The organism is Escherichia sp. E14V7 (assembly GCF_004212225.1).
Taxonomy (GTDB): domain Bacteria; phylum Pseudomonadota; class Gammaproteobacteria; order Enterobacterales; family Enterobacteriaceae; genus Escherichia.
Window position 1 is genome coordinate 189,224 of record NZ_RHJJ01000005.1, and the last position, 26,516, is coordinate 215,739.

The 26,516-nt window shown below is 52.1% G+C and carries 25 protein-coding genes; 15 read left to right on the forward strand and 10 right to left on the reverse strand.

Going from position 1 to position 26,516, the window contains the following annotated elements; genetic code table 11:
* Position 1: 1 nt before the first annotated feature.
* Genes D9741_RS06665 through cueR form a run of 3 tightly spaced genes read left to right on the forward strand, consistent with a single transcriptional unit; the run spans position 2 to position 3,740 of the window.
* Positions 2 to 2,164, forward strand: a complete 2,163-nt coding sequence (locus D9741_RS06665; protein WP_130215517.1) for a type I secretion system permease/ATPase — start codon at positions 2 to 4, stop codon at positions 2,162 to 2,164.
* Complete coding sequence (locus D9741_RS06670; protein WP_130215519.1) at positions 2,161 to 3,336, forward strand: HlyD family type I secretion periplasmic adaptor subunit; 1,176 nt, start codon at positions 2,161 to 2,163, stop codon at positions 3,334 to 3,336. The genes D9741_RS06665 and D9741_RS06670 overlap by 4 nt, the downstream gene beginning before the upstream one ends.
* Positions 3,333 to 3,740 (forward strand): Cu(I)-responsive transcriptional regulator, encoded by a 408-nt coding sequence (gene cueR / locus D9741_RS06675; protein WP_130215521.1) that lies wholly within the window; start codon positions 3,333 to 3,335, stop codon positions 3,738 to 3,740. Before D9741_RS06670 ends, cueR begins: the two co-directional genes overlap by 4 nt.
* A gap of 3 nt (positions 3,741 to 3,743) precedes the next feature.
* Here the strand turns inward: cueR and D9741_RS06680 are convergent, their stop codons facing one another.
* Genes D9741_RS06680 through D9741_RS06690 form a run of 3 tightly spaced genes read right to left on the reverse strand, consistent with a single transcriptional unit; the run spans position 3,744 to position 5,469 of the window.
* Complete coding sequence (locus D9741_RS06680) at positions 3,744 to 3,947, reverse strand: hypothetical protein (protein ID WP_130215523.1); 204 nt, start codon at positions 3,945 to 3,947, stop codon at positions 3,744 to 3,746.
* Positions 3,944 to 4,366, reverse strand: coding sequence for a hypothetical protein (locus tag D9741_RS06685; protein ID WP_130215525.1), 423 nt, complete (start codon positions 4,364 to 4,366; stop codon positions 3,944 to 3,946). Before D9741_RS06685 ends, D9741_RS06680 begins: the two co-directional genes overlap by 4 nt.
* A 53-nt stretch (positions 4,367 to 4,419) precedes the next feature.
* Positions 4,420 to 5,469, reverse strand: coding sequence for a YadA-like family protein (locus D9741_RS06690; RefSeq protein ID WP_240725553.1), 1,050 nt, complete (start codon positions 5,467 to 5,469; stop codon positions 4,420 to 4,422).
* A gap of 731 nt (positions 5,470 to 6,200) precedes the next feature.
* On the opposite strand from D9741_RS06690, the gene D9741_RS06695 reads away from it, so the two are divergent.
* Positions 6,201 to 6,563 (forward strand): hypothetical protein, encoded by a 363-nt coding sequence (locus D9741_RS06695; protein WP_001001643.1) that lies wholly within the window; start codon positions 6,201 to 6,203, stop codon positions 6,561 to 6,563.
* Positions 6,564 to 7,248: 685 nt separating this feature from the next.
* On the opposite strand, the gene D9741_RS06700 is transcribed toward D9741_RS06695, so the two are convergent.
* The gene (locus tag D9741_RS06700; protein ID WP_130215529.1) at positions 7,249 to 7,707 is read right to left on the reverse strand and encodes an NfeD family protein; all 459 of its coding nucleotides are present in this window, start codon (positions 7,705 to 7,707) and stop codon (positions 7,249 to 7,251) included.
* Positions 7,704 to 8,621: an SPFH domain-containing protein gene (locus D9741_RS06705; RefSeq protein WP_000904498.1), complete on the reverse strand. Its 918-nt coding sequence runs from the start codon at positions 8,619 to 8,621 to the stop codon at positions 7,704 to 7,706. Before D9741_RS06705 ends, D9741_RS06700 begins: the two co-directional genes overlap by 4 nt.
* Positions 8,622 to 8,765: 144 nt before the next feature.
* Between D9741_RS06705 and fetA the strand changes: the two genes are divergently transcribed.
* Positions 8,766 to 9,443 (forward strand): iron ABC transporter ATP-binding protein FetA, encoded by a 678-nt coding sequence (gene fetA, locus D9741_RS06710; RefSeq protein WP_130215531.1) that lies wholly within the window; start codon positions 8,766 to 8,768, stop codon positions 9,441 to 9,443.
* Positions 9,430 to 10,209, forward strand: coding sequence for an iron export ABC transporter permease subunit FetB (gene fetB / locus D9741_RS06715; RefSeq protein WP_130215533.1), 780 nt, complete (start codon positions 9,430 to 9,432; stop codon positions 10,207 to 10,209). Before fetA ends, fetB begins: the two co-directional genes overlap by 14 nt.
* A 173-nt stretch (positions 10,210 to 10,382) precedes the next feature.
* Here the strand turns inward: fetB and cnoX are convergent, their stop codons facing one another.
* Genes cnoX through tesA form a run of 3 tightly spaced genes read right to left on the reverse strand, consistent with a single transcriptional unit; the run spans position 10,383 to position 12,720 of the window.
* A complete protein-coding gene (cnoX, locus tag D9741_RS06720; RefSeq protein WP_001295322.1) occupies positions 10,383 to 11,237 on the reverse strand; it encodes a chaperedoxin in 855 nt (284 codons plus the stop codon).
* 60 nt (positions 11,238 to 11,297) lie between these two features.
* Positions 11,298 to 12,107, reverse strand: coding sequence for an NADP(+)-dependent aldehyde reductase (gene ybbO / locus D9741_RS06725; protein WP_130215535.1), 810 nt, complete (start codon positions 12,105 to 12,107; stop codon positions 11,298 to 11,300).
* On the reverse strand, positions 12,097 to 12,720 hold the full coding sequence (gene tesA / locus D9741_RS06730; RefSeq protein ID WP_165383440.1) for a multifunctional acyl-CoA thioesterase I/protease I/lysophospholipase L1: 624 nt from the start codon (positions 12,718 to 12,720) through the stop codon (positions 12,097 to 12,099). The genes ybbO and tesA overlap by 11 nt, the downstream gene beginning before the upstream one ends.
* On the opposite strand from tesA, the gene ybbA reads away from it, so the two are divergent.
* Both ybbA and ybbP read left to right on the forward strand, forming a co-directional pair.
* Positions 12,691 to 13,377 carry a putative ABC transporter ATP-binding protein YbbA gene (gene ybbA / locus D9741_RS06735; protein ID WP_001110573.1) on the forward strand — a complete coding sequence of 229 codons (687 nt, stop codon included), beginning with the start codon at positions 12,691 to 12,693 and terminating at the stop codon, positions 13,375 to 13,377. The two genes, tesA and ybbA, sit on opposite strands and share 30 nt — an antisense overlap.
* Positions 13,374 to 15,788, forward strand: coding sequence for a putative ABC transporter permease subunit YbbP (gene ybbP, locus D9741_RS06740; protein WP_130215539.1), 2,415 nt, complete (start codon positions 13,374 to 13,376; stop codon positions 15,786 to 15,788). Before ybbA ends, ybbP begins: the two co-directional genes overlap by 4 nt.
* Before the next feature lie 344 nt (positions 15,789 to 16,132).
* Here ybbP and mnmH read toward each other — a convergent pair whose 3' ends face one another.
* Both mnmH and allS read right to left on the reverse strand, forming a co-directional pair.
* Complete coding sequence (mnmH, locus tag D9741_RS06745) at positions 16,133 to 17,227, reverse strand: tRNA 2-selenouridine(34) synthase MnmH (RefSeq protein ID WP_001157981.1); 1,095 nt, start codon at positions 17,225 to 17,227, stop codon at positions 16,133 to 16,135.
* A gap of 68 nt (positions 17,228 to 17,295) precedes the next feature.
* On the reverse strand, positions 17,296 to 18,222 hold the full coding sequence (gene allS / locus D9741_RS06750) for an HTH-type transcriptional activator AllS (RefSeq protein WP_130215541.1): 927 nt from the start codon (positions 18,220 to 18,222) through the stop codon (positions 17,296 to 17,298).
* Positions 18,223 to 18,451: 229 nt separating this feature from the next.
* Here allS and allA point away from each other — a divergent pair, with 229 nt between their 5' ends.
* The 7 genes from allA (at position 18,452) to allB (ending at position 26,508) form a co-directional block, all read left to right on the forward strand.
* Entirely contained in the window at positions 18,452 to 18,934 is a 483-nt protein-coding gene (gene allA / locus D9741_RS06755; RefSeq protein WP_130206359.1) for an ureidoglycolate lyase, read from the forward strand.
* 77 nt (positions 18,935 to 19,011) lie between these two features.
* Positions 19,012 to 19,827 carry an HTH-type transcriptional repressor AllR gene (gene allR, locus D9741_RS06760; protein WP_000141275.1) on the forward strand — a complete coding sequence of 272 codons (816 nt, stop codon included), beginning with the start codon at positions 19,012 to 19,014 and terminating at the stop codon, positions 19,825 to 19,827.
* An 89-nt stretch (positions 19,828 to 19,916) separates the two neighbouring features.
* Positions 19,917 to 21,698 (forward strand): glyoxylate carboligase, encoded by a 1,782-nt coding sequence (gene gcl / locus D9741_RS06765; protein WP_130215543.1) that lies wholly within the window; start codon positions 19,917 to 19,919, stop codon positions 21,696 to 21,698.
* Positions 21,699 to 21,710: 12 nt separating this feature from the next.
* The gene (hyi, locus tag D9741_RS06770) at positions 21,711 to 22,487 is read left to right on the forward strand and encodes a hydroxypyruvate isomerase (RefSeq protein WP_130215545.1); all 777 of its coding nucleotides are present in this window, start codon (positions 21,711 to 21,713) and stop codon (positions 22,485 to 22,487) included.
* Positions 22,488 to 22,587: 100 nt separating this feature from the next.
* Positions 22,588 to 23,466 (forward strand): 2-hydroxy-3-oxopropionate reductase, encoded by an 879-nt coding sequence (gene glxR / locus D9741_RS06775; protein WP_130215547.1) that lies wholly within the window; start codon positions 22,588 to 22,590, stop codon positions 23,464 to 23,466.
* Between the two features lie 164 nt (positions 23,467 to 23,630).
* On the forward strand, positions 23,631 to 25,085 hold the full coding sequence (locus D9741_RS06780; RefSeq protein WP_130215549.1) for a putative allantoin permease: 1,455 nt from the start codon (positions 23,631 to 23,633) through the stop codon (positions 25,083 to 25,085).
* A 61-nt stretch (positions 25,086 to 25,146) separates the two neighbouring features.
* Positions 25,147 to 26,508, forward strand: coding sequence for an allantoinase AllB (gene allB / locus D9741_RS06785; RefSeq protein WP_130215551.1), 1,362 nt, complete (start codon positions 25,147 to 25,149; stop codon positions 26,506 to 26,508).
* The last annotated feature ends 8 nt before the right edge of the window (positions 26,509 to 26,516 follow it).

Below are 26,516 nucleotides of genomic sequence, written 5' to 3' on the forward strand. Positions count from 1 at the left end.
AATGAAAAAAAATGCCCAGTCCGTGGAAGCCTGGCTGGAGGCGATGATCGCCGTGGCGCGTTATTACCGCCTCGATTTTTCTCAGGAGAACGTGCGCGCAACCGTCAACTGGGAGCGCGACAGTAAGCGGGAAGAGTTGCTCACCGACATGGCGCGGCAACTGGGGATGGGGCTGCGGCTGGTGGAGTTCTCCGCTGACTCGCTTAACCCGTGGCGGCTGCCGTTGATCGCGGTGTTTGATAATCAGCAGGTCGGTGTGATTACTCGCCGCGATAACCACGACAATATCAGCATTCAGTTCAGTGGTGACGAAGGGCTGGAAACCACGCTTAACGTCGCGGATGTTGAAGATAAAATCGTCGAACTGGCGCTACTGCGCCCGCTCAGCGCCATTCCTGACGCGCGGGTAGATGACTACATTCGCCCGTATCAGGCGAACTGGTTCTGGAGTCTGTCGCTGAAAGACTGGCGGCGCTATGGCGACATTATGCTGGCCTCGCTGGTGGCGAACGTGCTGGCGCTGGCGGCGATGATTTTCTCGATGCAGGTTTACGATCGGGTGGTTCCGGCGCAATCGTACCCGACGCTGTGGGTGCTGTTCGCCGGGGTGATGATGGCGATCCTGTTTGAGTTTTGTATGCGCATGGTGCGCACGCACCTCTCGGATATGATTGGCAAACGGGCGGATCTGCGTATTTCGGACCGCGTGTTTGGTCACGCATTACGGCTGAAAAATAACGTGCGCTCGAAATCCACCGGATCGTTTATCTCGCAGATCCGCGAACTGGAATCGGTGCGGGAGCTTATTACTTCCACCACCATCGGCGCGGTGGCGGACCTGCCGTTCTTCCTGCTGTTTGTCTTTATTCTGTGGATGATTGGCGGCTGGCTGGTGCTGGTTGTTTTGCTGGCGCTGCCTTTATTAGTGATCCCCGGCCTGCTGGTGCAACGCCCGCTGGCGCGGCTGGCGAACGAAGGGATGCGCGAGTCAGCGGTACGCAACGCTACGCTTGTGGAAGCGGTGCAGTCGATTGAAGACATTAAACTGCTGCGCGCCGAGCAGCGTTTTCAGAATCAGTGGAATCACACCAACGACGTAGCCTCGTCCATCAGCATGAAGCAACGCTTTCTCACCGGGCTGCTGCTCACCTGGACCCAGGAAGTGCAATCCATCGTCTACGTGGTGGTGCTGTTGGTGGGCTGCTTTATGGTGATGAACGGCGACATGACCACCGGTGCACTGGTCGGGACGACGATCCTGGCTTCGCGCACCATCGCGCCGCTGTCGCAGATATCCGGCGTACTCTCGCGCTGGCAGCAGGCAAAAGTGGCGCGTAACGGCCTTGATGAACTGATGAAGCGCCCGGTGGATCAGCCGGAGCACGGCAAACTGGTGCATAAAGCGGTGCTGCACGGTAATTATCAGTTCAGCAACGCGGTGTTTTATTACGACGAAGAAGAGAAGATTGCCGATGTGGCGATTGGCAAACTCAACATTCAGGCCGGAGAGAAAATCGCCATTCTCGGGCGCAACGGCGCGGGTAAATCGACGCTACTGCAAATGCTCGCCGGAATGCGTATCGCCCAGCAGGGGCTGGTGTTGCTGGATAACATCAGCATCGGGCAACTTGATCCGGCGGATCTGCGCCGCGACATGGGGCTACTCAGCCAGACCGGACGACTGTTCTTCGGCTCGCTGCGGGAAAACCTGACGATGGGGATGCCGGAAGCCAGCGATGAAGATATCGAACGCGCGTTAACCCTCAGCGGGGCGCTGCCCTTTGTACAGAAGCAGAAAAACGGCCTCAACTACATGATTCAGGAAGGGGGATTTGGTCTTTCTGGCGGTCAGCGGCAAACGCTGCTGTTGGCGCGGCTACTTATCTCTCAACCCAATATTGTCCTGCTTGACGAACCCAGCGCCTCGCTGGATGAAATGGCGGAAGCGCATTTAATCGAACAACTGAAACAGTGGATTGGACATCGCACGCTGGTCATCGCCACTCACCGCACGGCGATGCTGCAACTGGTGGACCGCATTATCGTGATGGATCAGGGGCGGATTGTGATGGATGGCGCGAAAGAGGCCATTTTGCGTGAACAGGGCGAACCCACGGCGCGACGGGTGGTGTTGCAGGAGAAGAATAAGGGGTCTGCTGCATGAACGGACAACTGCAATATAACCGTGGCCTGACTGAACCCCGCCTGCCGCGTTCGGCGCTGGCGGTACGTGTGACCGTCGTCATGCTGCTCTGTTTTCTCGGCTGGGCGTGGTATTTCCAGCTTGATGAAGTGACCACCGGCAGCGGCACGGTAGAACCTTCCGGGCGCGAACAGGTGGTGCAGTCGCTGGAAGGCGGGATTTTGTATCATCTCGACGTGAAAGTGGGCGATATTGTTGAGCAAGGCCAGCCGCTGGCGCAGCTTAACCGCACCAAAACCGAATCCGATGTCCAGGAAGCGATGTCACGCCTGTACGCGGCGCTGGCGACCTCGGCGCGGCTGCGGGCGGAAGTGAGCAATAAACCGCTGGTGTTCCCCGACGAACTGAATAAATTCCCCGAACTTATCGAGTCGGAAACGGCGTTGTACAACACTCGCCGCGACGGGTTGAACAAAGCCACCGCCGGGCTGACGCAGGGGATTAGTCTGGTCAACCGTGAACTGGCGATGACCCAGCCGCTGGTGAAACAGGGGGCAGCGAGCAGCGTCGAAGTGCTGCGCCTGCAACGTCAGGCCAATGAACTGGAAAACAAACTCAGTGACGTGCGTACACAATATTACGTTCAGGCGCGCGAAGAGTTAGCGAAAGCCAATGCGGAAGTGGAAACCCAGCGTTCGGTGATACGTGGGCGGGAAGATTCCCTCACCAGGCTCAACTTTACTGCGCCGGTACGAGGCATTGTTCAGGACATTGACGTCACCACGGTTGGCGGCGTCATTGCCCCCGGTGGTAAACTGATGACCATCGTGCCGCTGGATGAACAACTGCTGATTGAGGCAAAAATCTCCCCGCGCGATGTGGCGTTTATCCATCCGGGGCAAAAATCACTGGTGAAAATAACCGCTTACGATTACTCCATCTACGGCGGCTTACCAGGAGAAGTTGCGGTGATTTCACCGGACACCATTCAGGATGAAGTACGGCGCGATGTTTATTACTATCGGGTGTACATTCGCACCTTCAGCAACCATCTGGAAAATAAACATAAACAGCAGTTTCCGATATTTCCCGGTATGGTGGCGACGGTCGATATCCGCACGGGTAAAAAAAGCGTGCTGGATTATCTGTTGAAACCCTTTAACAAAGCACAGGAGGCGTTGCGCGAACGATGAACATTAGCGATGTGGCAAAAATTACCGGCCTGACCAGCAAAGCCATTCGCTTCTATGAAGAGAAGGGACTGGTGACACCGCCGATGCGCAGCGAAAACGGTTATCGCACCTACACGCAGCAGCATCTCAACGAACTGACCTTACTGCGCCAGGCACGCCAGGTGGGCTTTAACCTGGAAGAAAGCGGCGAACTGGTGAATCTGTTTAACGACCCGCAGCGGCACAGTGCCGACGTAAAACGGCGCACGCTGGAGAAGGTGGCGGAGATCGAGCGACATATCGAAGAACTGCAAGCCATGCGCAACCAGCTACTGGCATTGGCGAATGCCTGCCCCGGCGATGACAGCGCCGACTGCCCGATTATCGAAAATCTCTCCGGCTGCTGTCATCATCGGGTGGGGTGAAAATCAGTTAATCCCTGTTTGCACCGAAAGAATATGCTGCAAACTTTCTACCATAATGCGCCCCGACTGAAATAAGCCTTCCTGGATTTCGTTGTTAACATTCACAGCGTGCACCAGGGAGGCTAATAATGCTACTTGCAAGAAGGCAAAAATAAACGCACCGATAATCATAATATGCGTCAGGGCCATTTTCTTTTGCTCCTTCATTTTAAATAGCCCACAAACTGGCCTTCTTTCATTAAGGCGACTTTTCCTGTGTGATGATAAACAATGACGTTATACAGACCCGACTGATAAACCGTAGCATCGGTATTATCTTCATCTATGGCACATAGTGAATCATTGAGATAAGCAAAGTTTTTACTGCTCATTCTGAAAGTGACGCCAAATCCTTTATAAATGGATTTTTTAGCGGCCTGGGCATGTTGTGCGGCTTCTGCATTTTTAAATGCCTGTGCCTCGGATGCACTTAAAATAGCCGCCTGACGCTGTTGTTCTGCGAGATAACAGGTGTCATGACTGACGCCCTGCGCCTGGCAATCTGCGATGCGGGAAGTGGGTGAACTACAGCCAGCCAGTAATATAACCGCCAGCAGGGAAAACGATTTAATGGTGCTATTCATCATTGTTAACCTTAAATAATGTGCGGAAAATTGCGAATAAGAAATTGCTATTAAAATTAGAACGAATATCCCACGCCGACACCTGCGCCGAAATCAGATTGTGTATCCGCTGAGACTCCCGCTTTAATTACCGTATGAATTCCAGCATTAAAAGATGTTCCGACAGACACCGCAGATTCACCGTTGAACGTTCCTGCTCCCGCTGACACCATCATTAAATCACCGGTTTTCACCTGCGGCTGTGAGGCAATGGCAATGGCTGACGCGATCCCCGCATTAGCATCTTTACGGTTATCTTCAACTTCGTTTTTCAGCGAACTGAAATTGTTATTGAGCGTGTTAATTTGCTGGCTGTTATCCGCTACTCGTTTTTGCGTGTTGCTTAACTGCTGATGCGTTTGGGTTGCGTCTTGTGTCAGGCTGTCAATTTGTTCATGCGTTTGCGTTGAGTCTTGCGCCAGACGCTGAATTTGCTCCCCGTACTGCACGCTATCGATATGTTGTTGAGTTGCCTGGTTAGTCGCAAGGGTATCAATTTTCTGTTTTTGTTCTGCTGCAATACGCGCATTCGCATCATTTTGTGCGGTCAGTCTGGCGTTAACCATCTGCTGATAATGTGCGCTGGTCTGGGCATCGCCAAGTGCAGAAACCGTTTTTTGCGTCGCGTCGATTTGCTTCTGCTGATCGGTAATTTGTTGCTGCTGGGTGTCTGCTTGTTCCTGCTGCGCGTTGGTAGCGGCTGTCTGTCTGGCGTCAATCATGCCCTGATATCGGGCGGCAGTCTGTACATCACCGGTGGCAGCAACGGTTTTCTGGGTTTCGTCGAGCTGTTGCTGCTGGTCAGCAATATCGTTGCTGTTCTGTTCGATATTATTTTTATTTTCCGTCACGGCAGCGGAAAGTTTGAGGCCGTTCATCAGTGCGGTGTTGGCGTTAGCGTTGGCATGGTCAGCCGTTGACTGGGCATGTGCGACATCGCCTTTTATGGTGCTGACGTCTGACTGTACGGCGGAGACATCATTGCGAGTGTTGGTGATGGCGGCTTTATTGGCATCAATATCCGTCTGCGCCACCATAATGGCATGATGCGCATCATCGGCTTTCAGCGATGCCCAGTTGGCAGTGTGCTGCGCGTTCTGAATGGCAGTATCCTGCCCGTTGTCGCGGTCGATCTGCGCTTGATTGGTTATCGGGTTCAGCGTACTGGTGGGCTGTACGGGAGAAGCTGTTGTATCTTCCTGAGGCGTTGTAGTTTTGTAATCATGCGCAATCAGGTAATTTTGTGCGGCTGCGCTATTTCCTGTCCTTTCTAAAAATCGACCAATTTTCTGATCAATTTCCATTTGCGACATTCCTGGCTGGATTGCCGCTAATTCTGTCGCTGCTGCCTCAACAGTATCACCTGCAAACGCAGATGGACTTACCGCGGTAGCAACAACGACAGCCAGTAAAGACAGCTTTACAGTTTTCATGCATTTTTTCTCGTTCAAAGTAAGTCACATATTTGTTTCTATAAGCAACGTATAACGTTGTTATAAGAATTAATTTGCGTTGCGATTTAATCGAAATCTACGCCGCCATTTGTGTGATGTAAAGCGCGTTTTTGTCTTGTGTAAGCGTAAACATCACCTATAGGAAACAAAAAATGTTTCTTATATAAATAAAATTGAAAATCATTTTGTGCTCTTTCAATGTAAAAAAGAGTAAAGACTTGTTTTGATAAGCGAAATAAATGTTGTTTCTGGGCTAAACGTGAAGCGGTTCCTGATGTGTGCTAGAATGCGTTTCTTTGATAAATCTCAATTTTTAAGAGGTTTACGCCAGGCAGGAAAATTAAATGAATGAATTTGAGAAGATTTTTAATGAAATGAATCTGGACAGGGCGCTGCTCCCCATCCTTTTTCGTTCGAATCGCTCTACGGTGTGGAAGTATTTAAGCGGCGATAGTACGGCTCCTGCCTCTGCCATGTCGCTGATCATGCTGTTGCAGTTGATCCAGAAGAGAAACCCCGATCTGTTAGCCGAATGGTTAACGCTTTCTGATTTCACCATTCCGCCAGAAGTTTACCTGGACCAGCCTGATTACTGGAAAGGGTGGGTGTATACCCAACACAAGGTCAATAAAAACGTCCTGGAATATCTAAAAAAACACTATCCGGATGAAGACCAAAAAAACATGAATAAAGGTAGTGACGAGTAATTTGCCAATGCCAGTTAATATGGCGGAGGCGGCCTACGATTCGGGCGCAGACTTCCAGGCATGATAAGACGCGCCCGCGTCGCATCAGGCACCGACGCATAACTGCCGGATGCGGCGTAAACGCCTTATCCGGCCTACGTTCGGGCACAGACTTCCAGGCATGATAAGACGCGCCCGCGTCGCATCAGGCATCGGTGCATAACCGCCGGATGCGGCGTAAACGCCTTATCCGGCCTACGTTCGGGCGCAGACTTCCAGGCATGATAAGACGCGTCCGCGTCGCATCAGGCATCGGCGCATAACCGCCGGATGCGGCGTAAACGCCTTATCCGGCCTACGGTTGAGTGCAGTTTTCCAGGCATGATAAGACGCGCCCGCGTCGCATCAGGCACCGACGCATAACCGCCGGATGCGGCGTAAACGCCTTATCCGGCCTACGTTCGGGCACAGACTTCCAGGCATGATAAGACGCGTCAGCGTCGCATCAGGCATCGGTGCATAACCGCCGGATGCGGCGTAAACGCCTTATCCGGCCTACGGTTGAGTGCCGTTTTCCAGGCATGATAAGACGCGCCCGCGTCGCATCAGGCATCGGCGCATAACCGCCGGATGCGGCGTAAACGCCTTATCCGGCCTACGGTTCGGGCACAGTTTTGTAGGCCTGATAAGACGCGTCAGCGTCGCATCAGGCGATGATCGCACGGATGATCAGCGTTATCCCTTCAATCGCAATCACCTCAACATGCGTACCTGCACCGAGATCCTCGCTGGCGCTGACGGGCCATGAACTGTCGCCGACGCGCATATGACCGCGCCCGTTGACTAACGGTGATTCCAGCACAAATCGTCTGCCGATCAATTGCTGTCCGCGCTGGTTTAAATGACTGTCACTGTGCTTTTGTTCGCGCACGCCTCGTGCCAGCCATTTCCACCACAGCCAGGCGGCGAGCAGCGTCAGGACGGCAAACATCACCCCTTGCCACTCCCAACCCAGCGGCAGCAGCCAGACCACCAGGCCAGTAATCACCGCCGCGACACCGCTCCACAGTAGATAACCATTGCCGCCCAGCATCTCGGCTGCCAGCAGCAGACCGCCGAGACTCAGCCAAAAAATATGCGGATGGATAGCTATCATCTCGATCATGATTTATTTCGCTCGTTCGCGCTGTCTTTCACCAGTTCAGCAATCCCGGCAATCGATCCCATCAGGCTGCTGGCGTCTAATGGCATCATCACCACTTTGCTGTTACTGGAGGAACCAATCTGCTGTAACGCTTCGGTGTATTTCTGCGCCACGAAGTAATTCACCGCCTGAATGTCACCAGAAGCAATGGCTTCAGACACCATTTGGGTTGCGCGGGCTTCCGCTTCGGCAGAACGTTCACGCGCTTCGGCCTGTAAGAATGCCGACTGACGTTCGCCTTCCGCTTTCAGGATTTGTGACTGTTTTTCACCTTCGGCTTTGAGGATTTCCGCCTGACGGATCCCTTCCGCTTCAAGGATGTAAGCGCGTTTGGTACGTTCCGCTTTCATCTGCGCGTTCATCGAAGAGATAAGCTCAGCCGGTGGGCGCACATCGCGAATTTCAATACGGGTGACTTTTATCCCCCACGGATTAGTGGCTTCATCGACAATATGCAGCAGACGCGAGTTAATGCTGTCGCGCTGAGAGAGCATTTCATCGAGTTCCATCGAACCCAGAACGGTACGGATGTTGGTCATGGTCAGGTTGATGATTGCCAGTTCCAGATTGCTGACTTCATAAGCCGCGCGCGGGGCATCAATCACCTGGATAAAGCAAACGGCGTCGATAGTGACGTTGGCGTTATCTTTCGAGATAACTTCCTGGGATGGGATGTCGAGCACTTGCTCCATCATATTGATCTTACGACCAATGCGGTCCATAAACGGCACCACCAGACTTAGCCCCGGCTGTAACGTTTTGGTATAACGACCAAATCGTTCTACCGTCCACTGATAGCCCTGCGGAACGATTTTGACGCCCGCGCCAACAATGACCAGCGCGACAAAAATGAGAATCGGGATAAAAATAAGCATCGGAAAAACCTCCTGTTGTACCGTCCATAAAGAGCAAAATTGCTGCTTGATTAAACAAATTATACCTGATTACTGAAAGAGAGTTCCCCCTTATTCTTGCGGAGGATAAACTGTTTTTAGTAAAAATCAGAAAAGGGATGGGCAATGCAGGAAAATAGTCTTTTGCTCCAACTGCAAAATGTTGGATATCAGGCGGGCGATACGAAGATTCTAAATAACATCAATTTTTCGCTGCGTGCTGGCGAATTTAAGTTAATTACCGGCCCTTCCGGCTGCGGCAAAAGTACGCTACTAAAAATAGTTGCTTCATTAATCAGCTCGACCAGCGGAACGTTACTGTTTGAAGGTGAGGATGTCAGCACACTAAAGCCAGAAACCTATCGCCAACAAGTTTCTTACTGCGCCCAGACGCCGGCTCTGTTTGGCGACACGGTCTACGATAACCTGATCTTTCCCTGGCAGATCCGTAACCAGCAGCCTGACCCGGCCATTTTTCTCGATTTTCTCGAACGTTTCTCCTTGCCGGACACCATTTTGACGAAAAATATCGCCGAGCTATCTGGTGGTGAAAAACAACGCATCTCATTGATTCGTAACCTACAATTTATGCCGAAGGTTTTATTGCTCGACGAAATCACCAGTGCGCTGGATGAAAGCAACAAACGCAACGTCAATGAGATGCTCCACCGCTATGTACGTGAGCAAAATATTGCGGTGTTGTGGGTGACGCACGATAAAGACGAAATTAATCATGCGGATAAGGTGATTACACTGCAACCGCATGCCGGAGAAATGCAGGAAGCACGCTATGAACACGCATAATATTACCAACGAGTCACTGGCACTGGCATTAATGCTGGTGATTGTCGCAATCTTAATTAGCCATAAAGAAAAACTGGCGCTGGAGAAAGATATTCTCTGGAGTGTGGGGCGCGCGATAATTCAGCTGATTATTGTCGGCTATGTGCTGAAGTATATTTTCAGCGTTGATGATGCCAGCCTGACATTATTGATGGTGTTATTTATCTGCTTTAATGCGGCGTGGAATGCGCAAAAGCGCAGTAAATATATTGCTAAAGCTTTTATCTCATCGTTTATTGCCATTACGGTCGGGGCGGGAATTACCCTGGCGGTGCTGATTCTCTCAGGGTCGATTGAATTTATCCCGATGCAGGTGATCCCTATCGCCGGGATGATTGCCGGTAACGCGATGGTGGCGGTTGGGTTGTGTTACAACAATCTCGGGCAGCGGTTTATCAGCGAACAGCAACAGATTCAGGAGAAATTGAGTCTTGGTGCGACACCAAAACAGGCTTCAGCGATATTGATTCGCGACAGTATTCGCGCGGCTTTAATTCCGACGGTCGATTCAGCAAAAACGGTTGGCTTAGTGAGTTTACCGGGAATGATGTCCGGGCTGATATTTGCCGGGATTGATCCGGTGAAGGCGATTAAATATCAGATTATGGTGACCTTTATGTTGCTCTCAACCGCCAGCCTGTCGACCATTATTGCCTGTTATTTAACCTATCGTAAATTTTACAATTCGCGCCACCAGTTGGTGGTGACGCAATTGAAGAAGAAATAATGTGATGCCGGATGCGACGCGGGTGCGTCTTATCATGCCTGGAAATCTGCGCCCGAATCGTAGGTCGGATAAGGCGTTTACGCCGCATCCGGCGGTTATGTGACGATGCCTGATGCGACGCTGGCGTCTTATCAGGCCTGCAAACCTGCACAGCATCGCATTTCAACGGAAAATCAATACAACAACGCATACAGCTGGCGGCGATACTTCGACGCCAGTGCATCCCCCGTACCCAGCGCAGCGAGGATCTCCTGGAACGTTTTACGCGTCTGACCGTCTGCGGCGGTGAGATCTTTACGCAGATGCCCAAACAGTAACTCCAGCGCCTCTTCATTGCGCCCAACCTGATGCAGTTGCAGCGCCAGTTGCGTCGCCAGTGCGGCATCTTCTGGATTCTCTGCCACCTGCTGTTGCAGCTGCTGAATTTCCGGCGTATCTGCCGCCTGCTTCAGCAGTTCGATTTGCGCCACCAGCCCCTGGTAGCGGGTGTCCTGATCCTGCAACGGAATGGTTTTCAGCACCGCTTCTGCATCTTCAGAACGGTTCAGCGCAATCAGCGTTTCTGCCAGCAGCAGGCCGATTTCCCCGTTCTGATTCGACAACTGCCAGGCGTCTTTCAGCAATGGCAGGGCGTCGGTGTAATTGCCTTCCTGCATCAGTTGCATCGCCTGCTGCGCTTTCAGCTCTTCTTCGCGCGGCAGCACTTTATCCAGCAGGGCGCGGATCGCTTCTTCCGGTTGCGGCCCCTGGAAGCCGTCTACCGGTTGCCCGTTCTGGAACAGATACACGGTCGGAATCGCGCGCAGACCAAACTGGGCGGCAATCATCTGCTCCGCGTCGCAGTCCAGCTTCGCCAGAATAAATTGCCCGTTGTACTGCGCCGCGAGGCTTTCCAGAATTGGGGTTAACTGCAAACAGTGCTGGCTACGTTCAGACCAAAAATAGAACAGCACAGGTGTGGTCATTGACTGTTCAAGAACCTGTTGCAGGTTAGATTCGTTAATGTTGACAATATTTTCTACGGACATGGAGTCGCTCTCTGTTGTCGATATTTTCTTTGACATGGGGGCTTAAGCGCGCGCTTCAACTCACCCCTGCAATATTTTGTCCATCACGCGCCCCGGCAGCAGGCGCTTAAGCACCATTACTGCCCAGGTCACCAGCGTTACCGGATAGCGCATCTTCGGCTTCTCGCTAATAAAAGCATGGCGCACTTTGTCGACCACCGCTTCCGGTCCCAACGTAAAGCGGGCGGCGATGCCAGGATTTTCGACTGGTTTATCACTTTGCGTCTGGTTGACGTTGTCGGTGAAGCGAGTACGAATGGGACCAGGTTCGATCAGGCTGACTTTAATTCCGCTGTGGCGCAGCTCCATGCGCAGTGCGTCTGACCACGCCTCCAGCGCATATTTACTGGCCGCGTAAGCGCCACGACCCGGTGTGGAGATTAATCCCATCACCGATGAGGTCATCACAATACGCCCTTCACCGTGCGGCAACATCGCGGGTAACAGGCGCATGGTGAGCTGGTGTGCGCCGAAAAAGTTGGCGGAAAACTGCTGTTCCATCTGCGCACGGCTGATGGTGGAAAGGGGGCCATACATGCCGAATCCGGCATTGTTAAAGATCCCATACAGACAATTATCGGTCAGGGCGATCACTTCGTCGGCTGCGCGATCAACACTTTCTGGCGAATCCAGATCGATCAACACGCCGGTAAATCCCATGCTGTTCATACGCTCAACATCATCCGGTTTCCGGCAACCTGCCAGCACATGAAAACCCTGGCGTTTTAATTCGAGCGCGCTTTCCAGACCAATTCCACTGGAACATCCGGTAATTAAGACCGATTTTTGCATAACTTTACCTGTCAGGATCTCCGTTGCTTTATAAGTCATGATTTACTAAAGGCTGCAACTGCTTCGCCATCCAGTCGGCAATAAACGGCTGGGCGTCGCGGTTGGGATGAATACCGTCATCCTGCATCCATTGTGGCTTGAGGTAGACCTCTTCCATAAAAAAGGGCAGCAGCGGAACATCAAACTCTTTGGCGAGTTTGGGGTAAATGGCGCTAAAGGCTTCATTATAACGGCGACCATAGTTTGCAGGCAGACGTATTTGCATTAACAATGGTTCAGCGTTGGCGGCTTTGACATCCTGCAAAATCTGGCGCAGCGTTTGCTCGGTTTGTTGTGGCTGAAAACCACGCAAACCGTCATTGCCGCCCAGTTCAACCAGCACCCAGCGCGGCTGATGCTGTTTCAGCAGAGCCGGAAGGCGCGCCAGCCCTTGTTGCGAGGTGTCGCCGCTGATGCTGGCATTAACTACCGACGTTTTACTCTGCCACTTATCATTCAACAAGGCAGGCCAGGCCGCGCTGGCAGACATTCGATACCCGGCGCTCAGGCTATCACCCAGAATCAATAACGTGTCCGCTGCGGCGGCACGGAAGGTTAACAGGACCAGGAACAGGAAGGGCAAATGCCAGCGGAAAACATTGTTGAAGTTCATCATCTTAAGAAGTCCGTCGGTCAGGGGGAGCATGAACTCTCCATCCTCACCGGAGTTGAGCTGGTTGTCAAACGTGGCGAGACCATCGCGCTGGTGGGCGAGTCGGGATCGGGTAAGTCAACCTTGCTGGCGATCCTCGCCGGGCTGGATGACGGCAGCAGTGGCGAAGTGAGTCTGGTGGGACAACCGCTACATAATATGGACGAAGAAGCGCGGGCAAAATTGCGCGCGAAGCACGTAGGCTTTGTTTTTCAGTCATTTATGTTAATTCCGACCCTTAACGCGCTGGAAAACGTCGAGCTTCCGGCGCTGCTGCGCGGTGAGAGTAGCGCGGAAAGTCGTAACGGGGCGAAAGCATTGCTCGAACAGTTAGGGCTGGGCAAACGACTTGATCATCTTCCGGCACAGCTTTCCGGCGGCGAACAGCAACGTGTGGCGCTGGCGCGTGCCTTTAACGGTCGGCCAGATGTGCTATTTGCTGATGAACCTACCGGCAACCTTGACCGCCAGACGGGCGATAAAATTGCCGACCTGCTGTTTTCCCTCAACCGTGAACATGGCACCACGTTGATTATGGTGACCCACGACCTGCAACTGGCGGCACGCTGCGACCGCTGCTTACGGCTGGTGAACGGGCAGTTGCAGGAGGAAGCATGATTGCACGTTGGTTCTGGCGCGAATGGCGCTCGCCGTCGCTATTAATTGTCTGGCTGGCGCTAAGCCTTGCGGTGGCCTGCGTGCTGGCGCTGGGTAATATCAGCGATCGCATGGAGAAAGGTTTAAGCCAGCAAAGCCGTGAGTTTATGGCGGGCGATCGGGCGTTGCGCAGTTCGCGCGAAGTGCCACAAGCGTGGCTGGAGGAAGCTCAAAAGCGCGGCCTGAAAGTTGGCAAGCAGCTGACTTTCGCCACGATGACCTTTGCGGGCGACACACCGCAGCTGGCGAATGTCAAAGCGGTGGATGATATCTACCCGATGTATGGCGATCTGCAAACTAATCCCCCAGGCCTGAAACCGCAGGCGGGCAGCGTATTGCTGGCCCCACGCCTGATGGCACTGCTTAACCTGAAAACGGGCGACACCATTGACGTGGGCGATGCCACCTTGCGGATTGCCGGAGAAGTGATTCAGGAACCGGATTCCGGTTTTAACCCCTTCCAGATGGCTCCGCGCCTGATGATGAATCTGGCGGATGTCGATAAAACCGGAGCCGTGCAGCCGGGAAGTCGGGTCACCTGGCGCTATAAATTCGGCGGCAACGAGAACCAGCTCGACGGCTATGAGAAATGGTTGTTACCCCAGCTTAAACCCGAACAACGCTGGTACGGTCTGGAACAGGACGAAGGCGCGCTGGGGCGCTCAATGGAACGCTCGCAACAGTTCCTGCTGCTTTCGGCGCTTCTGACCTTGCTGCTGGCAGTGGCGGCGGTGGCGGTGGCGATGAATCATTACTGTCGCAGCCGCTACGATCTGGTGGCGATCCTCAAAACGCTGGGGGCAGGGCGAGCGCAACTGCGTAAGCTAATCGTCGGTCAGTGGCTGATGGTGCTGGCGCTTTCAGCCATTACCGGTGGGGCGATAGGCCTGTTGTTCGAAAACGTGTTGATGGTGCTGCTCAAGCCCGTTCTGCCTGCTGCACTACCGCCAGCCAGCCTCTGGCCATGGCTATGGGCGCTGGGCACCATGACGGTCATCTCGCTGCTGGTGGGGCTACGACCATACCGCTTGTTGCTGGCAACGCAGCCTTTACGCGTATTACGTAATGATGTGGTAGCGAACGTCTGGCCGCTGAAGTTTTATCTGCCGATTGTCAGTGTGGTGGTTGTGCTGCTGCTCGCCGGATTAATGGGGGGCAGTATGCTGCTCTGGGCGGTGCTGGCGGGCGCGGTAGTACTGGCTTTGCTGTGCGGTGTTCTGGGCTGGATGCTGCTGAATGTACTTCGCCGCATGACGCTGAAATCGCTACCTCTGCGCCTGGCGGTTAGCCGCCTGTTACGTCAGCCGTGGTCAACGTTAAGCCAGCTTTCGGCATTTTCGCTCTCCTTTATGCTGCTGGCACTGTTGCTGGTGTTGCGTGGCGATCTGCTCGATCGCTGGCAACAGCAGCTACCGCCAGAAAGTCCTAACTACTTTTTAATCAACATCGCCACAGAACAGGTTACGCCGCTAAAAGCGTTCCTCGCGGAACATCACATAGTCCCGGAATCGTTTTATCCAGTGGTGCGTGCGCGGCTGACGGCGATTAACGACAAGCCGACAGAAGGCAATGAAGATGAGGCGCTTAATCGCGAACTCAATCTTACCTGGCAAAATACGCGGCCCGATCATAATCCGATTGTCGCCGGTAACTGGCCGCCAAAAGCCGATGAAGTGTCGATGGAAGAGGGACTGGCGAAACGCTTAAACGTTGCCCTCGGGGATACCGTGACTTTTATGGGCGATACCCAGGAGTTCCGCGCTAAAGTGACCAGTCTGCGCAAAGTGGACTGGGAAAGTCTGCGGCCTAATTTCTATTTTATTTTCCCGGAAGGGGCATTGGACGGGCAGCCGCAGAGCTGGCTTACCAGTTTCCGCTGGGAGAATGGCAACGGCATGTTGACGCAACTCAACCGCCAGTTCCCGACCATTAGCCTGTTAGATATTGGCGCGATTTTAAAACAGGTCGGTCAGGTGCTGGAGCAGGTAAGTCGGGCGCTGGAAGTGATGGTGGTGCTGGTCACCGCCTGCGGTATGTTGCTGTTGCTGGCACAGGTGCAGGTGGGAATGCGTCAGCGTCATCAGGAGCTGGTGGTGTGGCGCACACTCGGTGCGGGGAAAAAACTGCTGCGCACGACATTGTGGTGTGAGTTCGCCATGCTTGGGTTTGTTTCCGGCCTGGTAGCCGCAATTGGTGCGGAAACGGCGCTGGCAGTGTTGCAGGCGAAAGTGTTTGATTTCCCGTGGGAGCCAGACTGGCGATTGTGGATTGTGCTGCCGTGCAGCGGTGCACTGCTGCTGTCGCTTTGCGGCGGCTGGCTGGGCGCGAGACTGGTTAAGGGTAAGGCGCTGTTCAGGCAGTTTGCGGGGTAATGACAGGCGTTAGATTGCCTGATGCGCAAAGTCTTATCTGGCCTACGAAGAGCGTGCAATATATTGATTTTGCAAGATTGTGTAGGCCGGATAAGGCGTTTACGCCGCATCCGGCAGTCTTGCTACTAGCGTCGGGATTGTATCGCCAACATAGCTGTTTGAATATGTAGGCATCCTGACTTATAATTCACTTGCTAGATGAGGACTGTTTCATTTCTGCCCGGAACCACCAAGTCTTGGGCGGAAAAAATAAAAAAACCGACTGTCATGTCGGTTTTTTTATATCTGTATTCTGGTGCAACCATTCTGTTCTCACGACAATCGCCGTTTCAGAATACCGCCCATCACTGCGTCTTAACCCATTCCGCCACTTCCGCCCATTCACCGCGAAAGACAACTTTTTCCGCTTTTTTCTCAAGCTGATAGCGATACATCGGGTCGTAATATTCTTCAAGTAACGGGACCAGCCAGGCCAGATGACCGTCGGTGCTGCCGGTGGTGAGTTGCGTTGTCAGCGCCGCATCCAGCCTTGCAGCCAGTTCGTTATAGCGCTGTAGCCCCAGCCGACGCTTAATCGCCGAAAGTCCGTGATGCAGGTATTCGCAATACTCCTGCCAGCCCTGTTCGTCGCCATAAGCATGGGTAAAATCATGATGCATACGCAAGAAATATTCTTCGTTCAGGCGCTCAAGACGGATCTCAAACGGATCTTCTACCACCGCAATCGCCGCCTGAGTCATTCGCTCGCGCAGGCATTCCGGCAGGTGATTCGAACCGATCATCCGGCTTTCATCTTCCAGCACCCACAGGCGCAGCTCCTGACGGGCGTCGGTTTTTAGCATTTCGGCAGCCAGCAGGTTTTCAAAACTCGCCTGACTAAGTTGCGGCTGCAATGTGCGACCAAAAGCAGAACCGCGATGGCGCGCCAGCCCTTCCAGATCAACACCGTTCGGCTGTTGTTGCACTAACAGCGTTTTGCCGCTGCCGGTACAACCGCCAATCAGCACTATCGGTTTTTGTGCCAGTTCAATGGTCGCCTGAATCGCGGTCTGGCGCAGAGCCTTATAACCGCCTTCCACCAGCGGATAATCAATCCCCGCTTCATGCAGCCAGCGTTGCACAATATGTGAACGTTGACCGCCACGGGCGCAGCAGAGAATACCTTGCGGATTTTGCAGACACGCTGCCCGCCAGGCGTCCATGCGCTGCTGACGAATTTCACCCGCCACCAGTTTATGCCCCAGCGCCAGCGCCGCGTCAGACCCTTGCTGTTTATAGCAGGTGCCAACGGCGGCGCGTTCATCATTATTCATTAACGGCAGATTGATAGCGGCGGGCATTGCGCCTTGCTCAAACTCGATGGGGGCGCGAACATCAATAATGGGCGTATCAGCAATCAGCAGGGCACGATAGTCCTGTTCCGTGTGTCTCTCTTGCATAGTAAAAAGTGAACCTCAAATCAGCTTGCGCGCTATTTTACGCGCCAACGCGCAAGGAAACTTGATTTTTAACTGTGTGAGTTGCCGAAAATTTCTAAAAATCCACTGATTTCCGACCTGCGCTGGGTAAACAAGGCCACAATATCTTCCACCGCTTTGCCGCTGCCAAATTTACGCCATGCCAGACTCAATGGCGAAGGCGGGCGCATCGTTGGAATGACCCGGCTGACCAGTTGTTGACTATCAATCATCGACTGGCAAAGTGATTTTGGCAAAAAACCAATGCCAACGCCCGCCAGATGGGCGGCGATTTTCGTTTCCATATCAGGAACAATAATCTCCTTTTGCCCCGGCAAACGCCAGGCGACGCGTTTGGTTAAGGTGCGGGCGCTGTCTTCAATATTGACCGCAGGAAAGCGCCGCAACTGCGCTTCTGTTAGCGGCTCTTCAACCTTCGCCAGTGGATGATCTGCCGCCATGACAAAGCGCCATTGCACCGAACCTAAGGGATCAAGGCTAAAAGTATTTGCCAGTGCTTCGGTTCCCGTGACGCCGATGGCCAGTGAAAAACCTTCGTAAAGTAGCGAATCCCAGACGCCCATATAGATTTGTCGGGAGATGTGAAACTGGGTAAACGGGTAACGTTCATTCAGCCACGCCAGCAATTGGGCAACGGCCTGGGGGTTATAGAGCAGGTTGTTGATGACGATATTCACCTGGCGTTCCACGCCATCATTCACCTGTTGTAACTCGCTGGGCATACTTTCCAGCCAGCTCAGCCAGTCTCTGGCCTGACAAAGTAGATGCTCGCCAGCCGCCGTCAACGTCACGCTACGAGTCGTGCGGAAAAACAGCGCCACTCCGGTATTCTCTTCCAGAAGCTTAATGCGATAACTGATGGTCGCCGTGGTTTTACATAATCGTTCTGCCGCTTTTGAAAAACTTCCCGTTTCGGCAACAGCAATGAAAGTCCGCAAAGTTTCTGGATCAAACATCTTCAGGTATCCCCTTTTAAATCCGCAGGTTGCGTGATTTTCCTGTCCTTTGATTTACCTGTATTTTCACATGATAACCCTGCGTGATTTGTGGGCTAAATCTAGTTTTGGAAAAATATTCCAACTTTTGTGTTGATGTTGTTCTCTTTAGGTTTTAGATTGCCTGTTATTGAAACCAAGCTGACCGGTCGGCGCTGGTTGAACGGAATTATGTTACAAGGACAAAAAGATGAAACTTCAGGTATTACCGTTAAGTCAGGAAGCCTTCTGTGCTTATGGCGACGTTATCGAAACGCAGCAACGGGATTTTTTCCATATTAACAATGGCCTGGTGGAGCGCTATCACGATTTGGCGCTGGTTGAGATTCTTGAGCAAGACCGTACGCTTATCAGCATTAACCGCGCGCAACCGGCGAATCTGCCGCTGACCATCCACGAACTCGAACGTCATCCGCTGGGTACTCAGGCCTTTATCCCGATGAAAGGTGAAGTGTTTGTAGTGGTCGTGGCGTCAGGTGACGATAAACCAGACCTGTCAACGCTGCGGGCGTTTATCACCAACGGTGAGCAGGGGGTGAATTATCATCGTAACGTCTGGCATCACCCGCTTTTCGCCTGGCAGCGCGTCACCGATTTTCTGACCATCGATCGCGGCGGCAGTGACAACTGTGATGTTGAAAGTATTCCTGAACAGGAGCTCTGTTTTGCGTGACGCCTGCAACCGACTTGCATAAGATAAACTAATTGTTCATTGTTTATGCTCACTTGTAGGTCGGAGTTAACGTAGGTATGACGGAAGTTAGACGGCGCGGCAGGCCAGGACAGGCGGAGCCTGTGGCACAGAAGGGCGCACAGGCGTTAGAGCGGGGAATTGCGATTCTGCAATATCTGGAAAAAAGTGGAGGAAGTTCGTCGGTTAGCGATATTTCTCTCAATCTGGATTTGCCGCTCTCGACGACCTTTCGCCTGTTAAAGGTTTTACAGGCAGCGGATTTTGTCTATCAGGACAGTCAGTTAGGCTGGTGGCATATAGGATTAGGTGTCTTTAACGTCGGCGCGGCGTACATCCATAACCGTGATGTCCTCTCCGTCGCCGGGCCATTTATGCGCCGCCTGATGCTGCTTTCCGGCGAGACGGTCAATGTCGCGATTCGTAACGGCAATGAAGCGGTATTAATTGGTCAGTTAGAGTGTAAATCGATGGTCAGGATGTGTGCGCCGCTGGGCAGTCGTCTACCGCTACATGCTTCCGGTGCGGGCAAGGCGCTGCTTTATCCGCTGGCGGAAGAGGAGCTGATGAGCATCATCCTGCAAACCGGTTTGCAGCAGTTTACGCCAACGACGCTTGTGGATATGCCCACCTTGCTGAAGGACCTGGAACAAGCGCGTGAACTGGGCTATACCGTAGATAAAGAAGAGCATGTTGTAGGCCTGAATTGCATAGCTTCAGCAATTTACGATGATGTAGGTAGTGTTGTTGCCGCTATCTCCATCTCCGGGCCTTCATCAAGACTGACAGAAGATCGTTTTGTCAGTCAGGGTGAGCTGGTCAGAGACACCGCCCGCGATATCAGCACGGCGTTGGGACTGAAAGCTCATCCATAGTGTCTGTCGCATCCCGCTCTGCGGAGCGGGTTTTTTTGACAAAATTTGAAAGTTGGAAAATTTTTCCAATTAATAGAGGTAGGAATAAAATGGCAAAAATGAGAGCCGTTGACGCGGCAATGTATGTGCTGGAGAAAGAAGGTATCACCACCGCCTTCGGCGTTCCGGGAGCTGCAATCAATCCGTTCTACTCAGCGATGCGTAAGCACGGCGGTATTCGTCACATTCTGGCGCGTCACGTGGAAGGTGCGTCGCACATGGCGGAAGGCTATACCCGCGCAACGGCTGGGAATATCGGCGTTTGTCTGGGGACTTCAGGTCCGGCGGGTACTGACATGATCACCGCGCTCTATTCTGCTTCTGCTGATTCCATTCCTATTCTGTGCATTACCGGCCAGGCTCCGAGAGCCCGTCTGCATAAAGAAGATTTTCAGGCCGTAGATATCGAATCTATCGCCAAGCCGGTCAGTAAAATGGCGGTTACAGTACGTGAAGCGGCGCTGGTGCCTCGTGTGCTGCAACAGGCATTTCACCTGATGCGTTCTGGTCGTCCGGGTCCGGTACTGGTGGATTTACCGTTCGACGTTCAGGTTGCGGAAATCGAGTTTGATCCTGACATGTACGAACCGCTGCCGGCCTACAAACCTGCTGCCAGCCGTACGCAGATCGAAAAAGCGGTAGAAATGTTAATTCAGGCCGAACGTCCGGTGATTGTTGCCGGGGGCGGGGTAATCAACGCCGATGCCGCGGCGCTGTTACAACAGTTTGCCGAACTGACCAGCGTCCCGGTGATCCCAACGCTGATGGGCTGGGGCTGTATCCCGGACGATCACGAACTGATGGCCGGGATGGTGGGTCTGCAAACCGCGCATCGTTACGGTAACGCAACGTTGCTGGCGTCGGACATGGTGTTTGGTATCGGTAACCGTTTTGCCAACCGTCATACCGGTTCGGTAGAGAAATACACCGAAGGGCGCAAAATCGTTCATATCGATATTGAACCGACGCAAATTGGCCGCGTGCTGTGTCCGGATCTCGGCATTGTCTCCGACGCCAAAGCGGCGCTGACGCTGCTGGTTGAAGTGGCGCAGGAGATGCAAAAAGCAGGTCGTCTGCCATGCCGTAAAGAGTGGGTTGCTGAGTGCCAGCAGCGCAAACGTACTTTGTTGCGTAAAACTCACTTCGACAACGTGCCAGTGAAACCACAGCGCGTGTATGAAGAGATGAACAAAGCCTTTGGACGTGATGTTTGCTATGTCACCACCATCGGCCTGTCACAAATCGCTGCGGCGCAAATGCTGCATGTCTTTAAAGACCGTCACTGGATCAACTGTGGTCAGGCAGGCCCGCTGGGCTGGACCATTCCGGCGGCGCTGGGCGTGTGTGCTGCTGATCCAGAGCGCAATGTGGTGGCGATTTCCGGTGACTTCGACTTCCAGTTCCTGATTGAAGAATTAGCCGTTGGCGCACAGTTCAACATTCCGTACATCCATGTGCTGGTCAATAACGCCTATCTCGGTCTGATTCGCCAGTCGCAACGCGCATTTGATATGGATTACTGCGTACAGCTCGCGTTCGAAAATATTAACTCCAGTGATGTGAACGGTTATGGCGTTGACCACGTGAAAGTCGCGGAGGGTTTAGGTTGTAAAGCTATTCGCGTTTTCAAACCGGAAGATATTGCTCCAGCCTTTGAACAGGCGAAAGCCTTAATGGCGCAGTACCGTGTCCCGGTGGTGGTGGAAATTATGCTTGAACGTGTAACCAATATTTCGATGGGCAGTGAACTGGATAACGTCATGGAATTTGAAGATATCGCTGATAGCGCAGCGGACGCGCCGACTGAAACCTGCTTCATGCACTATGAATAAGGGAGATAAATAATGTTACGTTTCTCTGCTAATTTATCGATGTTATTTGGTGAATATGATTTTCTCGCCCGTTTTGAGAAAGCCGCGCAGTGTGGTTTTCGCGGTGTTGAATTTATGTTTCCTTATGACTACGACATTGAAGAATTAAAACAGGTACTGGCGAGTAATAAACTCGAGCATACGCTGCACAATTTACCGGCGGGTGACTGGGCGGCAGGCGAGCGGGGTATTGCCTGTATTCCTGGCCGTGAAGACGAGTTTCGTGATGGCGTAGCAGCAGCGATTCGTTATGCCCGTGTGTTGGGTAATAAAAAAATTAACTGTCTGGTCGGTAAAACACCGGCAGGTTTCAGCAGTGAACAGATTCACGCAACGCTTGTAGAAAACCTACGTTATGCCGCGAATATGCTGATGAAAGAAGATATTTTATTACTGATTGAACCTATTAACCATTTTGATATTCCTGGTTTCCATCTCACCGGAACTCGGCAGGCGCTGAAATTGATTGATGATGTTGGTTGCTGCAATTTGAAAATTCAGTATGACATTTATCACATGCAGCGGATGGAAGGTGAATTAACCAACACCATGACCCAATGGGCCGATAAAATTGGTCACCTGCAAATTGCCGATAATCCACATCGCGGCGAACCAGGGACCGGAGAAATTAATTACGAATATCTCTTTACGGTAATTGAAAATTCTGACTACAACGGTTGGGTTGGGTGTGAATATAAACCTCAAACCACCACGGAAGCTGGTTTACGCTGGATGGATCCGTACCGTTAAAACGTAACGCTGTTCAGGCAATGCTTTTTTAGGCCGCTAAGTCGGCAGGGGATCGTGTTGTCTAGATTCAGGAATAGCGACATTTAAAAAGAGGTTAATTATGAAACTGGGATTTATTGGCTTAGGCATTATGGGTACTCCGATGGCCATTAATCTGGCGCGTGCCGGTCATCAATTACATGTCACGACCATTGGACCGGTTGCTGATGAATTACTGTCACTCGGTGCTGTTAATGTCGACACCGCGCGCCAGGTAACGGACGCTGCCGACATCATTTTTATAATGGTGCCGGATACGCCGCACGTTGAAGAAGTTCTGTTTGGTGAAAATGGTTGTACCAAAGCCGCGCTGAAGGGCAAGACCATTGTTGATATGAGCTCCATTTCACCGATTGAAACTAAACGTTTCGCTCGTCAGGTGAATGAACTGGGTGGCGATTATCTCGATGCGCCAGTCTCCGGCGGTGAAATCGGCGCGCGTGAAGGGACGTTGTCAATTATGGTTGGCGGTGACGAAGCGGTATTTGAACGCGTGAAACCGCTGTTTGAACTGCTCGGTAAAAATATCACCCTCGTGGGTGGTAACGGCGACGGTCAAACCTGCAAAGTGGCAAACCAGATTATCGTGGCGCTCAATATTGAAGCGGTTTCTGAAGCCCTGCTGTTTGCTTCAAAAGCCGGTGCGGACCCGGTACGTGTGCGCCAGGCGCTGATGGGCGGCTTTGCTTCCTCACGTATTCTGGAAGTTCACGGTGAGCGCATGATTAAACGCACCTTTAATCCGGGCTTCAAAATCGCTCTGCACCAGAAAGATCTCAACCTGGCACTGCAAAGTGCGAAAGCACTGGCGCTGAACCTGCCAAACACCGCGACCTGCCAGGAGCTATTTAATACCTGTGCGGCAAACGGTGGCAGCCAGTTGGATCACTCTGCGTTAGTGCAGGCGCTGGAATTAATGGCGAATCATAAACTGGCCTGATGCCCGCAATAAAAATGGCCGATATCAGCAAATGAATCGGCCAGCAATATTAAAAAAAGAAAGCAGCCAACGACGTTGCTTCAGTATTAAAAATAATATTTTTATTTGTTCCTCATAGCTAGATTAAAACAACGTTATTCGATACGTGAAATTAAGAGGGATTTATGGAACATCAGAGAAAACTATTCCAGCAACGCGGCTATAGCGAAGATCTATTGCCGAAAACGCAAAGCCAGCGGACCTGGAAAACATTTAACTATTTTACCTTATGGATGGGTTCGGTTCATAACGTTCCCAATTATGTGATGGTCGGCGGCTTTTTTATTCTCGGCTTGTCTACCTTTAGTATTATGCTGGCAATTATCCTCAGCGCCTTTTTCATTGCCGCGGTAATGGTATTAAACGGTGCTGCGGGCAGTAAATACGGCGTACCGTTTGCCATGATCCTGCGTGCTTCTTATGGCGTACGTGGCGCACTGTTTCCCGGATTATTAAGAGGCGGTATTGCTGCCATTATGTGGTTTGGCCTGCAATGTTACGCGGGGTCACTGGCCTGCTTGATTCTGATTGGCAAAATCTGGCCGGGATTTTTAACTCTCGGTGGTGATTTCACTCTGTTAGGCCTTTCTCTACCGGGCTTAATCACTTTCTTACTCTTCTGGCTGGTTAACGTTGGTATTGGTTTTGGCGGCGGCAAAGTTTTAAATAAATTCACCGCCATTCTTAACCCGTGCATCTATATCGTTTTCGGCGGCATGGCGATTTGGGCGATTTCGCTGGTTGGGATCGGTCCAATCCTCGACTACATCCCCAGTGGAGTGCAGAAAGCAGAAAACGGTGGCTTCCTGTTCCTGGTGGTGATAAACGCGGTGGTTGCGGTCTGGGCGGCACCGGCGGTGAGTGCATCTGACTTTACGCAAAACGCCCACTCTTTCCGTGAGCAGGCGCTGGGGCAAACGCTGGGATTAGTGGTGGCCTATATTCTGTTTGCGGTCGCCGGGGTAAGTATTATTGCTGGCGCCAGTATTCATTACGGCGCTGATACCTGGAACGTGCTGGATATTGTTCAACGTTGGGACAGCTTGTTCGCCTCGTTCTTTGCGGTACTGGTTATTCTGATGACGACCATTTCCACTAACGCCACCGGTAATATTATTCCAGCCGGTTATCAGATTGCCGCTATTGCACCAACGAAACTGACCTATAAAACCGGCGTACTGATTGCCAGTATTATCAGTTTGCTGATCTGCCCGTGGAAATTAATGGAAAATCAGGACAGTATTTATCTGTTCCTCGATATTATCGGTGGAATGCTGGGTCCGGTAATTGGTGTCATGATGGCGCATTATTTTGTGGTGATGCGCGGACAAATTAATCTTGATGAACTGTATACCGCTTCAGGTGATTTCAAATATTACGATAACGGATTTAATCTCACGGCGTTCTCAGTAACTCTGGTAGCGGTTATTTTATCTCTCGGCGGTAAATTTATTCCGGTCATGGAACCGTTATCGCGTGTTTCATGGTTTGTCGGCGTTATCGTCGCCTTTGCGGCCTACGCTTTATTAAAAAAACGCACAGCAGTCGAAAAAACAGGAGAACAAAAAGTCACAGGTTAATTAATCCCGATATTCAAAATTGAGTTAGAAAAACCAATCTGTATTTTACAAGGAGTTTGTTATGTCTTTTGATTTAATTATTAAAAACGGCACCGTCATTTTAGAAAACGAAGCTCGCGTTGTAGATATCGCCATTAAAGGCGGAAAAATTGCCGCTATCGGTCAGGATCTGGGCGATGCAAAAGAAGTTATGGATGCGTCTGGCCTGGTGGTTTCTCCGGGCATGGTCGATGCGCACACCCATATTTCTGAACCGGGCCGTAGCCACTGGGAAGGTTATGAAACTGGTACTCGCGCAGCGGCAAAAGGCGGTATCACCACCATGATCGAAATGCCGCTCAACCAGCTGCCTGCAACGGTTGACCGCGCTTCTATTGAACTGAAGTTCGATGCTGCTAAAGGCAAGCTGACTATCGATGCGGCACAACTCGGTGGCCTGGTGTCTTACAACATCGACCGTCTGCATGAGCTGGATGAAGTGGGCGTTGTCGGCTTCAAATGCTTCGTTGCGACCTGTGGCGATCGCGGTATCGACAACGACTTCCGTGATGTAAACGACTGGCAGTTCTTCAAAGGCGCGCAGAAGCTGGGCGAACTGGGTCAGCCGGTGCTGGTGCACTGCGAAAACGCGCTGATCTGTGACGAACTGGGTGACGAAGCGAAGCGTGAAGGTCGCGTAACTGCTCATGACTATGTGGCTTCGCGTCCGGTATTTACCGAAGTGGAAGCGATTCGCCGCGTACTGTACCTGGCGAAAGTTGCTGGTTGCCGTCTGCACGTTTGCCACGTCAGCAGCCCGGAAGGTGTTGAGGAAGTCACTCGTGCACGTCAGGAAGGTCAGGACGTTACCTGTGAATCCTGCCCGCATTACTTTGTGCTGGATACCGATCAGTTCGAAGAAATTGGCACCCTGGCGAAGTGTTCTCCGCCGATCCGCGATCTGGAAAACCAGAAAGGCATGTGGGAAAAACTGTTTAACGGTGAAATCGACTGCCTGGTTTCCGACCACTCTCCATGCCCGCCGGAAATGAAAGCGGGCAACATCATGAAAGCATGGGGCGGTATCGCCGGTCTGCAAAGCTGCATGGACGTGATGTTCGATGAAGCGGTACAGAAACGCGGTATGTCTCTGGAAATGTTCGGCAAATTAATGGCGACTAACGCAGCAGATATTTTCGGTCTGCAGCAAAAAGGCCGTATCGCCCCAGGAAAAGATGCCGACTTCGTCTTCATTCAGCCGAATAGCAGCTATGTTCTTACCAATGACGATCTGGAATATCGCCACAAAGTCAGCCCGTATGTTGGCCGTACCATTGGCGCGCGTATCACGAAAACCCTCTTACGTGGTGATGTGATTTACGACATCGAACAGGGCTTCCCTGTTGCGCCGAAAGGTCAATTTATCCTTAAACATCAGCAGTAATCTGGCCC

Excerpts from the sequence above, each read along its gene's own strand:
- gcl (WP_130215543.1), top strand. The coding sequence starts at position 19,917 with ATGGCAAAAATGAGAGCCGTTGACGCGGCAATGTATGTGCTGGAGAAA.
- ybbO (WP_130215535.1), bottom strand. The coding sequence starts at position 12,107 with ATGACTTATAAAGCAACGGAGATCCTGACAGGTAAAGTTATGCAAAAA.
- D9741_RS06695 (WP_001001643.1), top strand. The coding sequence starts at position 6,201 with ATGAATGAATTTGAGAAGATTTTTAATGAAATGAATCTGGACAGGGCG.
- allB (WP_130215551.1), top strand. The coding sequence starts at position 25,147 with ATGTCTTTTGATTTAATTATTAAAAACGGCACCGTCATTTTAGAAAAC.
- D9741_RS06685 (WP_130215525.1), bottom strand. The coding sequence starts at position 4,366 with ATGATGAATAGCACCATTAAATCGTTTTCCCTGCTGGCGGTTATATTA.
- allS (WP_130215541.1), bottom strand. The coding sequence starts at position 18,222 with ATGTTTGATCCAGAAACTTTGCGGACTTTCATTGCTGTTGCCGAAACG.
- D9741_RS06665 (WP_130215517.1), top strand. The coding sequence starts at position 2 with ATGAAAAAAAATGCCCAGTCCGTGGAAGCCTGGCTGGAGGCGATGATC.
- cnoX (WP_001295322.1), bottom strand. The coding sequence starts at position 11,237 with ATGTCCGTAGAAAATATTGTCAACATTAACGAATCTAACCTGCAACAG.
- hyi (WP_130215545.1), top strand. The coding sequence starts at position 21,711 with ATGTTACGTTTCTCTGCTAATTTATCGATGTTATTTGGTGAATATGAT.
- D9741_RS06780 (WP_130215549.1), top strand. The coding sequence starts at position 23,631 with ATGGAACATCAGAGAAAACTATTCCAGCAACGCGGCTATAGCGAAGAT.
- D9741_RS06700 (WP_130215529.1), bottom strand. The coding sequence starts at position 7,707 with ATGATCGAGATGATAGCTATCCATCCGCATATTTTTTGGCTGAGTCTC.
- ybbP (WP_130215539.1), top strand. The coding sequence starts at position 13,374 with ATGATTGCACGTTGGTTCTGGCGCGAATGGCGCTCGCCGTCGCTATTA.
- tesA (WP_165383440.1), bottom strand. The coding sequence starts at position 12,720 with ATGAACTTCAACAATGTTTTCCGCTGGCATTTGCCCTTCCTGTTCCTG.
- allR (WP_000141275.1), top strand. The coding sequence starts at position 19,012 with ATGACGGAAGTTAGACGGCGCGGCAGGCCAGGACAGGCGGAGCCTGTG.
- D9741_RS06670 (WP_130215519.1), top strand. The coding sequence starts at position 2,161 with ATGAACGGACAACTGCAATATAACCGTGGCCTGACTGAACCCCGCCTG.
- D9741_RS06705 (WP_000904498.1), bottom strand. The coding sequence starts at position 8,621 with ATGCTTATTTTTATCCCGATTCTCATTTTTGTCGCGCTGGTCATTGTT.
- D9741_RS06680 (WP_130215523.1), bottom strand. The coding sequence starts at position 3,947 with ATGAAGGAGCAAAAGAAAATGGCCCTGACGCATATTATGATTATCGGT.
- allA (WP_130206359.1), top strand. The coding sequence starts at position 18,452 with ATGAAACTTCAGGTATTACCGTTAAGTCAGGAAGCCTTCTGTGCTTAT.
- ybbA (WP_001110573.1), top strand. The coding sequence starts at position 12,691 with ATGCCAGCGGAAAACATTGTTGAAGTTCATCATCTTAAGAAGTCCGTC.
- fetB (WP_130215533.1), top strand. The coding sequence starts at position 9,430 with ATGAACACGCATAATATTACCAACGAGTCACTGGCACTGGCATTAATG.
- mnmH (WP_001157981.1), bottom strand. The coding sequence starts at position 17,227 with ATGCAAGAGAGACACACGGAACAGGACTATCGTGCCCTGCTGATTGCT.
- glxR (WP_130215547.1), top strand. The coding sequence starts at position 22,588 with ATGAAACTGGGATTTATTGGCTTAGGCATTATGGGTACTCCGATGGCC.
- cueR (WP_130215521.1), top strand. The coding sequence starts at position 3,333 with ATGAACATTAGCGATGTGGCAAAAATTACCGGCCTGACCAGCAAAGCC.
- fetA (WP_130215531.1), top strand. The coding sequence starts at position 8,766 with ATGCAGGAAAATAGTCTTTTGCTCCAACTGCAAAATGTTGGATATCAG.